This is a genomic window from Janthinobacterium sp. CG_23.3 (assembly GCF_046115965.1).
In the GTDB taxonomy this organism is placed as follows: domain Bacteria; phylum Pseudomonadota; class Gammaproteobacteria; order Burkholderiales; family Burkholderiaceae_D; genus Janthinobacterium.
Genome location: NZ_JBJXIB010000045.1, coordinates 1 through 12,544, shown reverse-complemented (window position 1 = coordinate 12,544; position 12,544 = coordinate 1). Strand labels below are relative to the sequence as shown.

Sequence of the window (12,544 nt, the reverse complement as noted above, 5' to 3'; positions counted from 1 at the left end):
CCCATACTTCATGAATATCGTCACCATTGATGCCGGGACCACCAACACCCGCAGCTCCCTGTGGCAGGATGGCCGCCTGGTCGCCAAGGTGCAGGTCGAGACCGGCGTGCGCGACACCGCCATCAACGGCAACAACCACGCCCTCAAGCAGGCGGTGCGCGACACCATCCAGGGCGCGCTGGCCAAGGCCGGCGTCGATCCGGCCGAGGTGTCGCTGGCGCTGGCCTCGGGCATGATTACCTCCGCGCTGGGCCTGCTGGAAGTGCCGCACCTGGCGGCCCCGGCCGGCCTCGACGAACTGGCGCAGGGCATGGTCAAGGTGGCCATGCCGGAAGTGTTCGCCCAACCCCTGTGGCTGATTCCCGGCGTGCGCAACCACGCCGAGCCGGTCGGCCTGCACAATTTCGAGGCGATGGACATGATGCGCGGCGAGGAAACCGAGGTCATCGGTTTGCTGGCGCGCCTGCGGGTCGAGGGCCGCGCGCTGCTCATCATGCCCGGCTCGCACACCAAGCTGGTCAGCGTCGACGAGCGCCACCGCATCGCCGGCTGCGCCACCACCATCGCCGGCGAGCTGCTGCAGGCGATCACCCAGCACACGCTGATCGCGCAAACGCTGGAGTCCGATTTCGCCCACGCGCTGGCGCCGCAATTGCTGCTGGCCGGCGCCGCCGCCGCGCAGAAGACCGGACTGGCGCGGGCCTGCTTCAGCGTGCGCACGCTGGGCCAGTTCACCAGCACCGAACGCAACGAACGCGCCAACTTTCTGCTCGGCGCGGTGCTCAGCGGCGACCTGCTGGCGCTGAAGAACAGCAGCGCCATCCAGATGCGGCCCGACACGCCGATCGTCATCACCGGCAAGACCATGCTGCGCGAGGCGCTGGCGCTGCTGATCCAGGAAAACGGTTTTTTCTACGGCAAACGCGTCGTCGTCAGCGACGAGCAACAGGCCGACATGGCCGGCTTCGGCGCGCTGGCCATCGCGCGCGCGCGCGGTTTGCTTCCCACCCACACCATTCAAACGACAGAGACACTATGAGCAAAGCAAAACGGCCGTTGCGTTCGCACGCCTGGTTCGGCGGCGACGACAAGGACAGCTTCATCCACCGCAGCTGGATGAAAAACCAGGGCTACCCGAGCGACGCCTTCGACGGCCGCCCGGTGATCGGCATCTGCAACACCTGGTCCGAACTGACGCCGTGCAACGGCCATTTCCGCGAACTCGCTGAATTCGTCAAGCGCGGCGTGCTGGAGGCCGGCGGCTTCCCGGTCGAATTCCCGGCGATGTCGCTGGGCGAGTCGAACCTGCGCCCGACCGCGATGTTGTTCCGCAACCTGGCCAGCATGGACGTCGAGGAATCGATCCGCGGCAACCCGATCGACGGCGTGGTGCTGCTGACCGGCTGCGACAAGACCACGCCGGCGCTGCTGATGGGCGCGGCCAGCGTCGACCTGCCGACCATCGTGCTGTCGGGCGGGCCTATGTTGAACGGTAACTACCGCGGCAAGCCGATCGGCTCCGGCACCGACGTCTGGAAGTTTTCCGAAGACTTGCGCGCCGGCCGCATGAGCCTGGCCGACTTCAAACAGGCCGAATCGTGCATGTCGCGCTCGACCGGCCATTGCATGACGATGGGCACGGCGTCGACGATGGCGGCGATGGTCGAGGCGCTCGGCGTGACGCTGCCGGGCAACGCCGCCATTCCGGCGGTCGACGCGCGCCGCAAGCTGCAGGCGCAGTTGACCGGCCGGCGCATCGTCGACATGGTGCACGAAGACTTGACGCTGTCGCAGATCCTGACCAAGGAAGCGTTCGAGAACGCCATCATGGTCAACGGCGCCATCGGCGGCTCGACCAACGCGGTGGTGCACCTGCTGGCGATCGCCGGGCGCATCGGCGTCGAGCTGACGCTGGCCGACTGGGACCGCCTGGGGCGCGACATCCCCTGCCTGCTGAACCTGATGCCGTCGGGCCAGTACCTGATGGAAGACTTTTACTACGCCGGCGGCCTGCCGGTGATCATCCGCGAACTGCTGGGCAGCCTGCACGCCGACGCGCTGACCGTGACCGGCGCCAGCATGGCCGTCAACGTCGCCGACGCGGAAAACTTCAACACCGACGTCATCACGCCGCTGGCCGTGCCGTTCAAGGACGAGGGCGGCATCGCTGTCCTGCGCGGCAACCTGTCGCCGCGCGGCGCCATCATCAAGCCGTCGGCGGCCTCGCCCAGGCTGATGCGGCACCGCGGCCGCGCCGTGGTCTTTTCCAGCATCGAGCACTACAAGGAACGGGTCGATGACCCGGCCCTCGACATCGACGCCGACAGCATCATGGTGCTGCAAAACTGCGGCCCGAAAGGCTACCCCGGCATGGCCGAGGTGGGCAATATGGGGCTGCCGAAAAAACTGCTGGAGCAGGGCGTCACCGACATGGTGCGCATCTCCGACGCGCGCATGAGCGGCACCGCCTTCGGCACCGTGGTGCTGCACGTGGCGCCGGAGGCGGCCATGGGCGGTCCGCTGGCGCTGGTGCGCGACGGCGACATGATCGAACTCGACGTGCCGGGGCGGCGCCTGCACCTGGAGGTCGGCGACGAGGAGCTGGAACGGCGCCGCGCCGAGTGGCGCGCGCCGGTGCCGGCCATGCGCGGCGGCTACCAGTCGATGTACATCAAACACGTGCTGCAGGCCGACGAGGGCGTCGACCTGGACTTCCTGGTCGGCTGCCGCGGCTCGGCCGTGCCGCGCGAATCGCATTGATGGCGTCGACCACCTTGAGCGCATGGGGGAACAGCTGATGACGCAACTCGAACAACTGGTCGACGCCGGCAACTACCTGGGCGAATGCCCGCTGTGGTGCGAGCGCGGCGCCCGGGTCTTCTGGACCGATATCGAAGGGCGGCGCCTGCACAGCTACGCGCCCGACAGCGGCGTGGCGCGGGACTGGCCGATGCCGGAGCGGCTGGCCTGCTTCGCGCTGACCGGCGACGCCGACGTGCTGCTGCTCGGGCTGGCCTCGCGGCTGGCCTTCTTCAACCTGCGCAGCGGCGCCGTGACGCCGGTGCACGCGGTCGAGACGGCGCTGCCGATGACGCGCATCAACGACGGCCGCTGCGACCGCCAGGGCCGCTTCGTCTTCGGCACGCTCGACGAGCGCCCCTGCCGCGACGCCATCGGCGGCTTCTACCGGCTCAACCACAACCTCGGCCTGGAGCGCCTGCCGCTGCCGCCGGTGGCCATCGCCAACAGCATTTGCTTCAGCCCGGACGGCGCCGCGATGTACTTCTGCGACTCGATGAAGCCGCTGATCTACCGCTGGGACGACTACGCCGGCGGCGACGCCGCGCGCGTCAGCGTCTTCGCCGACGTCGGCGCCGAACTGGGCGGCAAGCCGGGCGCGCCGGACGGCGCCAGCGTCGACGCCGACGGCTACCTGTGGAGCGCGCAATGGGGCGCCGCGCGGGTGGTGCGCTACACGCCCGGCGGCGCCGTCGACCGCGTGCTGCCCTTGCCGGTGACGCAGCCGAGCTGCGTCTGCCTGGGCGGCGACGACTACGCCGAACTCTTCGTCACCACCGCGCAGGAATCGCTGACGCCGGCGCAACTGGCCGACCAGCCGCAGGCCGGCGCGCTGTTCCACGCCTTCCTGTCCGGCGTGCGCGGCCTGCCCGAAACGCGCTTCGGCGCCCCGCAACCCTGAAACGGAACCCAGCCATGTTGAAACACGAAATTTTCCAGGCCGTGCTGGCGCGGCGCATGGTCGCCATCGTCCGCGCCGACCACCCCGAGGGCGCGCTGCTGGCGGCCGAAGCCTGCATCGCCGGCGGCATCACCGCGCTGGAGGTGGCCTTCACCACGCCCGGCACGCTGGACGTCATCAAGACCCTGCGCCAGCGCCACGGCGCCGCCGTGCTGCTGGGCGCGGGCACCGTGCTCGACCCGGAAACGGCGCGCCTGGCGATCCTCGCGGGCGCCCAGTTCATCATCTCGCCGAGCGTCAACGTCGACACCATCCGCCTGTGCCAGCGCTACCAGGTGCTGGCGATGCCGGGCGTGATGACGCCGACCGAAATCGTCACCGCGCTGGAAGCCGGCGCCGACCTCGTCAAAATCTTCCCGGCCGAAACCTTCGGCCCGGCCTACCTCAAAGCGTTGCGCGCGCCGCTGCCGCAGGCGCCGCTGATGCCGACCGGCGGCGTCAGCGTCGACAACCTGGCCGAGTGGTTCGCCAACGGCGCGCTGGCGGTCGGCATCGGCAGCAGCCTGACCGGCCCGGCGGCGAACGGCGACTACGCCGCCGTGACGGCGCGCGCCCGCGCCTTCGTCGAAAAAATGGACGCCATCAAGGCCGGCTGGGCCTGAAACGGCGAGCGTGGCGCCGCCGGGCCGGGGGAATCTGCTACGCTGTCGTTGCCTTTTCCACTCTTCCCCGGTCATTATCATGTCTGACATCGCCCGCATCCTCAAAGAGAGCCGCATCGTCGCCGTGGTCGGCTTGTCGCCGAAACCCCACCGCGCCAGTTTCCAGGTCGCCGATTATCTGCAGGTGCGCGGTTACCGCGTGCTGCCCGTCAATCCGTCCTGCGCCGGCCAGGAGATCCTCGGCGAGCGCTGCCACGCGACCCTGGCCGAGGCCGCCGCCGCCGTGGCGCCGGCGCGCATCGATATCGTCGATTGCTTCCGCAGGTCGGAGGAGATCGTGGCGCTGGCGCGCGAGGCCGTCGCCGTCGGCGCCGGTTGTCTGTGGACCCAGCTCGACATCGTCAACCAGGAGGCGGCCGGGCTGGCCCGCGCCGCCGGCCTGGACGTGGTGATGGACCGCTGCCCGAAAATCGAGCTGGCGATGCTGCCGCGCTGAGCCACACCGACAAGGACACTATGAAAGTATGCGATCAATTCCGCGCCCTCAAGAAGCCCAAGCTCGACGAGGCGCTGGCCGGCGCCAAGCTGTTGGGCGCGGCCTCGAAAGCGGGCAACGATAAGCTGGACAAGGCGCAGTGCAAGGCGCTCGACCGCGAGGAGACGCTGGCGCTGACGGCGCAGATCGCCGAGTGCCAGCAGATGTTGTACGCGCAGCGCCAGCAGAAGGTGCTGTTGGTGTTGCAGGGCATGGACACGTCGGGCAAGGACGGCACCGTGCAGGCGATGTTCAGCAACATCAATCCGATGGGCCTGCGCGCGGTCGCCTTCAAGGGGCCGACCGACGTCGAGCTGGCGCACGACTATTTGTGGCGGGTGCACCAGCAGGTGCCGGTGCGCGGCGAGATCGCCATTTTCAACCGCAGCCATTACGAGGATGTGCTGATCACGCGCGTGCAGAAGTGGATCGACGACAAGGAGTGCCAGCGCCGCTACGGCCAGATCCGCGACTTCGAGCGCATGCTGGCCGAAACCGGCACCGTCGTCGTCAAGGTCTTGCTGCACATTTCGAAGGACGAGCAGCGCGAGCGCTTGCAGCAGCGGCTCGACGACCCGGACCGGCAGTGGAAGTTCGATCCGAACGACCTGGTCCAGCGCAAGCTGTGGGACGACTACCAGCGCGCCTACGAGCGGGCGATCGAGGAAACCGACGCCGACCACGCGCCCTGGTACGTGGTGCCGGCCAATTCGAAGACGCAGCGCAACCTGGTGGTCGCCTCGCTGCTGCTCGAAACCTTGCAGGGCATGAAGCTGTCGTTCCCGCCGCCGAACCCGGAGCTGGGCGCGCTCAAGGTGGTCTGAGCGGCCCTGCAAACCCTAGCGGCGGCTCTGGAGCGGCGCGGCGCGCGGCTCGGCCAGGCGGTCGAGCATGGCCTTGACCGCCGCCATTTGCATGCCCGATTTCTGGAAGAAGTCCGGCAGGAAGGGGTTGACGCTGGTATAGCCCCAGAAGTCCCAGCAGCCGCGCGGATTGTATGGATACACCTGGCTGGCGTCGACCTGCGGGTAGAGCACGATCATGTTGTTGGCGTCGGCGATCTGGTTGTAACCGGTGCCCTTGTAGAAGCGCTCGCCGACGCTGGCGGCGCTCTGGCTGCAGCCGTGGAAGGCGACGTGCACGCGGCAGCTCTGGGTGTCGCAGGCCTTCGGCACGTAGGCGTAGGCGGTGTTGCTCATGCTCGAATACGGGCTGTGCAGGAAGCTGCGCTGGTTGAAGGCGACGAATTTGCCGCTTAGCGCGAGCGCCGCCGGGTTCAGGTCGGGGAAGATATGCCGCAGGATCTCGCCCGCCTGCATGAAGTCGCAGTCGTTGATGTAGGGCGACGCCGTGGCCGGGCAGGGCTGGTCGCCGCGGCTGTCGGTGACGATGGCGTGGCCGGCGTCGACCGTGTTGACGTAGCGCACTTGCGCGGGCGGCACGCCGGCCAGCTGGTAAAAAGCGCTGGTCTGGTCGACCACCGGCCGCGTCACCGTCGCGTCCCGGGTGCCGTTGAACAGGTAGACGCGCTGGCGCTTCAGGTTGGCGGTGTCGTCGATCAGCCCCTGGCGGGAGAAGTTCTGGGCGGCGCCCCACAGGATGGCGGCGACCGGCGGCGCCACGTTCGCCTCGGCCGGGTTCATGCAGGCGCTCATCGCATTGACCATGTAGGGAATGTAGGGGAAGAAGCCGGGCGAGCCGGAGCAATAGTAGGGGCCGCCGGCGACGATGCCGACGCCGCTGACGATGCCCGAATACGCCACCGCGAACTGGCCGGCCATGAACGCGCCGGACGACAGGCCCGACACCGTGGTTTGGTTCAAATCGGCGTGGAAGGCGGGCAGCGCGACCGGCTCGGTGCTGGCGGCCTGGGTGGCCTTGGCCCCCTTGGCCGCGTGGCCGTGCAGCGGCGCGTACGCGGCCGCCGCTGTCGCAACCAGCAAGTAAAACCTCCAAGCGCGCGCGCGTCGCATGTGCATGACCACTCCCGATAAAAGTTGATTGCGGATACCCGTAAGCCGGGGCAAAGCGACAGCATAACCACGATGCCGGCGCGCAGGTCGGTGCTTGCGCTTGACTTGATACTAATCAACTATTGCAATATTTACAATGAAATGGCGTGCTGGCTCGCCGCGCAGGCCGATTGGCGTACGTATTGCCGGCGTTTGCCTTAGAATGGTTTTTTCAATTTCGCGGCCGACCACTATGTCCAAGACTCTCGCCCAACTGTTCCTTGGTTCTTCGCTGGCCTTGCTGGTGGCGGCGCCGGCTCTGGCCGACCCCGCCGCTTGCCCGGCGCTGTTGAAGCAGACGTTTAACCGGCTGCAGGACGAGGCGCCGCAGGACCTGTGCCAGTACGCCGGCAAGGTGGTGCTGGTGGTGAACACGGCCAGCTATTGCGGCTACACCCAGCAGTACGAGGGCTTGGAGGCCTTGTACGCGAAGTACGGCAGCAAGGGCCTGGTGGTGCTGGGCTTTCCGTCGAACGACTTCGGCAAGCAGGAACCGGGCAGCGGCAAGGATATCGCCGATTTTTGCTACAACACCTATGGCGTGAAGTTTCCGATGTTTTCGAAGTCGGTGGTGTCGGGGCCGACCCCGAATCCGCTGTACGCGAACCTGATCAAGGCGACCGGCAAGGTGCCGGCCTGGAATTTCCACAAATATTTGATCGACCGCAACGGCAAGGTGCTCGAGAGTTTCCCGAGCAAGGTCGCGCCGGACGACAAGAAGCTGGTCGCCGCGCTGGAAAAAGCGCTGGCGCCGTAGGCCAAACCGACGGGGCGCGGCGGCGATGTCCAAAAAACAGTCCTACGCGGCCGATCTGCTCGGCCTGTCCCGGCTGACCGTCAGCGCCGTCGGCGGCGTGGCGGAGATGGCCGAGGCGCTGCATTTGACTGTGTTGCGTCAGGTCGGCACGCCGGCGGCCAAGCCGCTGGCGCGGGCCACCTCGCTGGTATACCGCGGCGTGCGCGGCGTGGCCGGCCTGGTCGGCGGCGGCATCGACGCGGTGCTGACGCGCCTGCAACCCTTGCTGGGCGAGCAGAGCGGCTGGGCCGGGCGCGACGCGCTGCTGTCGGCGCTGAACGGCGTGCTGGGCGACCACCTGGCCGCGAGCGGCAACGCGCTGGCGCTGCCGATGGCGTGGCGGCGCGACGGCGCCACCCTGGTGCCGCGGCGCGACGCTTTGCGGCAGGCGCTGCCCGGCGCCAGCGGGCGCGTTCTGGTGCTGGCGCATGGCCTGTGCATGAACGACGAGCAGTGGCGGCGCGCCGGCCACGACCACGGCGCGGCCTTGCAGCGCGAGCGCGGCTACACGGCGGTGTATCTGCGCTATAACAGCGGCAAGCATATTTCCAGCAACGGGCGGGAGTTCGCGGCCGCGTTGCGCGAACTGGTCGAGCAATGGCCGGTGCCGGTGCGCGAGCTGGTGATCGTCGGCCACAGCATGGGCGGGCTGGTGGCGCGCAGCGCCTGCCAGCACGGCGCCGAGGCCGGCGACGGCTGGCTCGGCCTGTTGAGCAAGATGGTGTTCCTCGGCTCGCCGCACCACGGCGCGCCGTTGGAACGGGGCGGCAACTGGTTCGACGTGATCACCGACATGAGCCCGTACACGGCGCCGTTTTCGCGCCTGGCGAAGATGCGCAGCGCCGGCATCACCGATTTGCGCCACGGCAGCCTGCTCGACGCCGACTGGGACGGCAAAGACCGTTTCGCGCGCGGCGCGCACTTGCCGCACGGCGTGGCGTTGCCGGCGGCGGTGCAGTGCTACACGGTCGCCGCGACCGTCGGCAAGGCCGAGGGCGACCTCGCCGACCGCCTTGCCGGCGACGGCCTGGTGCCGCTGGCCAGCGCGCTCGGCCAGCACGCCGACGCGGCGCGCCAGCTCGTCTTCGCGCCGGCGAACCAGCTGGTGGTGTACCGGACCAACCATTTGGAGCTGCTGAACTCGCCCGCCGTCTACCGGGCGCTGCTGGACTGGCTGTAGCAACGGCGGTGTCGACGCGTAACCCGGCGCCGGGCCGCCGCCGACGCCAGTCGGGTTACCCACGCCGTGTAACGGGTTCCGGCTAGCCCGACCTACGACATCGCAGGGCTGGCGGCAGCCGCCTTTTCCAGCGCAAAACCCTCGTCGAGCCAGCCGGTGATCCCGCCCGGCATGACCTTGACCGGCCGTCCCAGCCGCGCCAGGCGGATCGCCGCGCGCGCGGCGCCGTTGCAGTGCGGCCCGGCGCAATACACCACGAACAGCGTGCCGGCCGGGTAGGCCGCCATCTTCGAACCGATGATCTTGCCGTGCGCCAGGTCGAGCGCGCCGGGCACGTGGCCGGCCGCGTATTTCTCGCTGCCGCGCACATCCAGCAGCACGAAATCCCGCTGGCCGGTGCTGAGCGCGTGGTGCACATCCCAGCAATCGGTTTCAAACGCCAGCGACGCTTCAAAGTGGGCCAGGGCCAGGGCGCTGGGGGCGGCTGCGACTTCGCTTACGGTGGACATGCGGGACTCCTGGTCGTTGTGGGAGCTTGTATTATCGGCGCGGCGGACCCGCGCCGGCAGTGGCGCGTAAGCCAAACTACGTTAAGATTGCGCCATGAAAAAACACCTCGTCGTCGCGCTGGCCTACGACCGGCTCTGCACCTTCGAGTTCGGCTGCACGGTCGAGCTGTTCGCGCTGGAGCGCCCCGAGCTGGGCGTCGAGTGGTACGACTTCGCCGTCTGCGCGGTCGAGCCGGGGCCGATCCGCGCGCTCGGCGGCGTCACGCTGCAGGCGCCGTACGCGCCCGAGCTGCTCGAACGCGCCGACACCATCGTCATTCCCGGCTGGCGCGACGCCGACGAGGCGCCGCCGGCGGCGCTGCTGGCGCTGATCCGCGCCGCCTACGCGCGCGGCGCGCGCCTGTGCTCGATCTGCTCGGGCGTGTTCGTGCTGGCGGCGGCGGGCGTGCTGGACGGGCGCCGCGCCACCACGCACTGGCGCTACGCCGACAAGCTGGCGCGGCGCTTCCCGCGCATCGAGGTGCTGGCCGACGACCTGTACGTCGACGACGGCCAGGTCATCACCTCGGCCGGCTCGGCGGCCGGCCTCGACATGCTGCTGCACCTGGTGCGGCGCGACTATGGCGCGCGCGTCGGCAACCTGGTGGCGCGGCGGCTGGTGGTGGCGCCGCACCGCGAGGGCGGCCAGGCGCAGTTCCTGCCGCGGCCGATGGCGCACGACCAGCAGGGCCGCCTGTCGAAGCTGATGGACTGGCTGCGCGCGCATCCGGCGCAGCCGCACACGGTCGCCAGCATGGCCGCGCGGGCGGCGATGAGCCCGCGCACCTTGCAGCGCCAGTTCGCCGACGCCACCGGGCTGGGGCCGGTGGAGTGGCTGATCCGCGAACGCGTCGCCGTCGTCAAGGACTTGCTGGAGACGGCCGACCTGCCGCTGGCGCTGGTGGCCGAGCGGGCCGGCTTCGCCTCCGAGGAATCGCTGCGGCACCACTTCCGGCGCCTGGCGGCGACGTCGCCCGGCGCCTATCGGCGCCAGTTCGCCGGCCAAGCCGAAGCGGGCCGCTAAGTTAGCTTGTCGTCGGTCGGATTAGCGCAGCGTAATCCAACCATGTTGGCCGACGCGAGACGCGCCGCTTCCGGCCAACCCGAGTTATGAAACCTGTCGCTACGCCGCTGGTTTTTGTTCGATTCGGCGGCGTTTTGAGCGCCACCGCAATGCACACTCAGGCGTGCTCGATGCTGGCTTTGAGCGGGCCGCGCAGGGCGTTGCAGACGACGATTTCCGGCGCCGCCAGCAGCTCGGCGCGGCTGATGACGCGTTCGCTGGCGCCCCACGCCGGGTCGGCCAGCAGCACGCCGCGCAGGATGCCCGGCAGCACGCCGCTGGCCAGCGGCGGCGTGTGCCAGCGGCCGTCGAGTTTGACGAAGACGTTGCTGCGCCCGCCCTCGGTCAGTTCGCCGCGCTCGTTGAAGAACAGGGTGTCGAAGGCGCCTTGCGCTTCGGCCGCGCGCCAGGCGGCGTCGTAGCGCGCGCGCACGCTGGTTTTGTGGCGCAGGAAGAGATCGTCGGCGCGGGTGGCGTCTTCGGCCAGCAGCAGCCGCACCGGTTCGGCCAGCGCCGTCAGCGCGCCGCTTTGCAGGTTCAAGGCGCCGTTCTGCGTCAGCGCCAGGCGCAGGCGGAACGCCAGGCCCGGCGCCAGCGCGGCGCAGGCCGCGTCCAGCGTGGCGCGGGCGCGCGCCAGGTCGCACTCGAAACCGAAGTAGCGCGCCGACGCGGCCAGCCGCGCCAGGTGCAGCCCGACGTGGCGGCAGCCGCCGTCCCGGCTCGCGTGCATGCTCTCGAACAGTTCGAAGTCGTTGGTCAGGCCGGTTAAAAAGCCCGCCTTCAGCTGGCATTCGGCGTATTCGTCGGCGGCGTCGCTGTCGTAGACGATGCCGGCGCCGACGCCCATTTCGCCGGCGCGCACGCCGTCCGCCGGCGCCCGCAGCGCCAGCGTGCGGATCGGCACCGACAGGCAGAAGTCGCCGACCCCGGCGCCGGCCGGCGGCGGTTCGAACCAGCCGATCGCGCCGGTGTAGAGGCCGCGCGCGGCCGGTTCCAGTTCGTCGATGATTTCCATGGTACGCCGCTTGGGCGCGCCGGTGATCGAGCCGCACGGGTACAGCGCCCGGAAGATCTCGGCCAGGCCGGCGCCGGCGCGCAGCGTCGCGCGCACGGTCGAGGTCATTTGCAGCACGCTGCTGTAGCGCTGCACCTCGAACAGCGCCGGCACCTGCACCGTGCCGGTGGCGGCGATGCGGCCGATGTCGTTGCGCAGCAGGTCGACGATCATCAGGTTTTCGGCGCGGTTCTTCGGGTCGGCCGCCAACGCGGCGGCGCGGCGCGCGTTCTCGTCGGCCTGCCCGGGCGCGGCGGCCGGGGCGGTGCCCTTCATCGGCCGCGCCGTCAGCCGGCCGTCCTGGTGGCGTACGAACAGTTCCGGCGACAGCGACAGCACGGCGCCGCCGTCGGGCAGCGCCACCAGCGCGCCGTACGGCACCGGCTGGCGCGCGCGCAGGCGCGTGTACAGCGCCGGCGGCGGGCCGAAGGCGTCGAAGCGCAGCCGGTAGGTGTAGTTGACCTGGTAGGTGTCGCCGGCCTCGATGTAGTCGTGGATGCGCGCCAGCGCCGCGCCGAACTCGCGCTGGTCGACGTTGGCGCGGATGGCGGCGATGCCGGCCGGCGCAATGGCGGCGCCGATCGCGGCCGCGGCCGCGTCCTCGGCGGCGGCGCGCGCCGCCAGCCAGGCGGCCACGCCGGCCTGCGACAGCCGCTGGCAGGTCTCGAACAGCAGCACCCGCGCCAGCGGGGCGGCGTCGGCGCCGGCGCGCGCCGGCATGCCCATCAGATGCGCCCCCAACTCGTAGGCGCACAGCACCACCGCGTGGCGGCCCTGGCGCAGCGCCTGCTGCATCTGTTCCAGCAGCGTCGTCCAGCCGGCGCCGTCGGCGCAGCTCAGCGTGGCCAGGTGGCCGGTGTAGAGACGCGACGCGGGGGGGGAGAGGGGGGGGGGGGGGGGGTGGGGGGGCGGGGGGGGGGGAGGGGGGGGGGGGGGGGGAGTCGCTTCGAGTCTCACCTTTACAGAGAGAGGCACAGCAAGAGACAAACGCCCC

Annotated in this window: 12 protein-coding genes; 9 read left to right on the top strand and 3 right to left on the bottom strand. The window is 69.8% G+C overall.

The features are described 5' to 3' along the window. Window positions 1–10 precede the first annotated feature (10 nt). The 6 genes from ACFDR9_RS12610 (at window position 11) to ACFDR9_RS12585 (ending at window position 5,721) form a co-directional block, all read left to right on the top strand. Window positions 11–1,039 (top strand): 2-dehydro-3-deoxygalactonokinase, encoded by a 1,029-nt coding sequence (locus ACFDR9_RS12610; protein ID WP_409031213.1) that lies wholly within the window; start codon window positions 11–13, stop codon window positions 1,037–1,039. Continuing rightward, complete coding sequence (gene araD / locus ACFDR9_RS12605) at window positions 1,036–2,760, top strand: L-arabinonate dehydratase (protein WP_409031212.1); 1,725 nt, start codon at window positions 1,036–1,038, stop codon at window positions 2,758–2,760. The genes ACFDR9_RS12610 and araD overlap by 4 nt, the downstream gene beginning before the upstream one ends. A 37-nt stretch (window positions 2,761–2,797) precedes the next feature. Next, a complete protein-coding gene (locus ACFDR9_RS12600) occupies window positions 2,798–3,700 on the top strand; it encodes an SMP-30/gluconolactonase/LRE family protein (protein ID WP_409031211.1) in 903 nt (300 codons plus the stop codon). Between the two features lie 14 nt (window positions 3,701–3,714). Beyond that, complete coding sequence (locus tag ACFDR9_RS12595; protein WP_409031210.1) at window positions 3,715–4,362, top strand: bifunctional 2-keto-4-hydroxyglutarate aldolase/2-keto-3-deoxy-6-phosphogluconate aldolase; 648 nt, start codon at window positions 3,715–3,717, stop codon at window positions 4,360–4,362. Window positions 4,363–4,441: 79 nt separating this feature from the next. Further along, a complete protein-coding gene (locus ACFDR9_RS12590) occupies window positions 4,442–4,858 on the top strand; it encodes a CoA-binding protein (protein WP_017878121.1) in 417 nt (138 codons plus the stop codon). 20 nt (window positions 4,859–4,878) lie between these two features. Continuing rightward, window positions 4,879–5,721, top strand: a complete 843-nt coding sequence (locus ACFDR9_RS12585; protein ID WP_409031209.1) for a PPK2 family polyphosphate kinase — start codon at window positions 4,879–4,881, stop codon at window positions 5,719–5,721. A 15-nt stretch (window positions 5,722–5,736) separates the two neighbouring features. On the opposite strand, the gene ACFDR9_RS12580 is transcribed toward ACFDR9_RS12585, so the two are convergent. Continuing rightward, entirely contained in the window at window positions 5,737–6,840 is a 1,104-nt protein-coding gene (locus ACFDR9_RS12580) for a poly(3-hydroxybutyrate) depolymerase (RefSeq protein WP_409031208.1), read from the bottom strand. A gap of 262 nt (window positions 6,841–7,102) precedes the next feature. On the opposite strand from ACFDR9_RS12580, the gene ACFDR9_RS12575 reads away from it, so the two are divergent. Both ACFDR9_RS12575 and ACFDR9_RS12570 read left to right on the top strand, forming a co-directional pair. Continuing rightward, entirely contained in the window at window positions 7,103–7,666 is a 564-nt protein-coding gene (locus tag ACFDR9_RS12575; RefSeq protein ID WP_409031207.1) for a glutathione peroxidase, read from the top strand. Between the two features lie 25 nt (window positions 7,667–7,691). After that, a complete protein-coding gene (locus ACFDR9_RS12570) occupies window positions 7,692–8,885 on the top strand; it encodes an esterase/lipase family protein (RefSeq protein ID WP_409031206.1) in 1,194 nt (397 codons plus the stop codon). A gap of 92 nt (window positions 8,886–8,977) precedes the next feature. Here the strand turns inward: ACFDR9_RS12570 and ACFDR9_RS12565 are convergent, their stop codons facing one another. After that, window positions 8,978–9,394 carry a rhodanese-like domain-containing protein gene (locus tag ACFDR9_RS12565; protein ID WP_409031205.1) on the bottom strand — a complete coding sequence of 139 codons (417 nt, stop codon included), beginning with the start codon at window positions 9,392–9,394 and terminating at the stop codon, window positions 8,978–8,980. A 94-nt stretch (window positions 9,395–9,488) separates the two neighbouring features. Between ACFDR9_RS12565 and ftrA the strand changes: the two genes are divergently transcribed. Beyond that, window positions 9,489–10,457, top strand: coding sequence for a transcriptional regulator FtrA (ftrA, locus tag ACFDR9_RS12560; protein ID WP_409031204.1), 969 nt, complete (start codon window positions 9,489–9,491; stop codon window positions 10,455–10,457). A 157-nt stretch (window positions 10,458–10,614) separates the two neighbouring features. On the opposite strand, the gene pabB is transcribed toward ftrA, so the two are convergent. Continuing rightward, window positions 10,615–12,507: an aminodeoxychorismate synthase component I gene (pabB, locus tag ACFDR9_RS12555; RefSeq protein ID WP_409031203.1), complete on the bottom strand. Its 1,893-nt coding sequence runs from the start codon at window positions 12,505–12,507 to the stop codon at window positions 10,615–10,617. Window positions 12,508–12,544 lie beyond the last annotated feature (37 nt).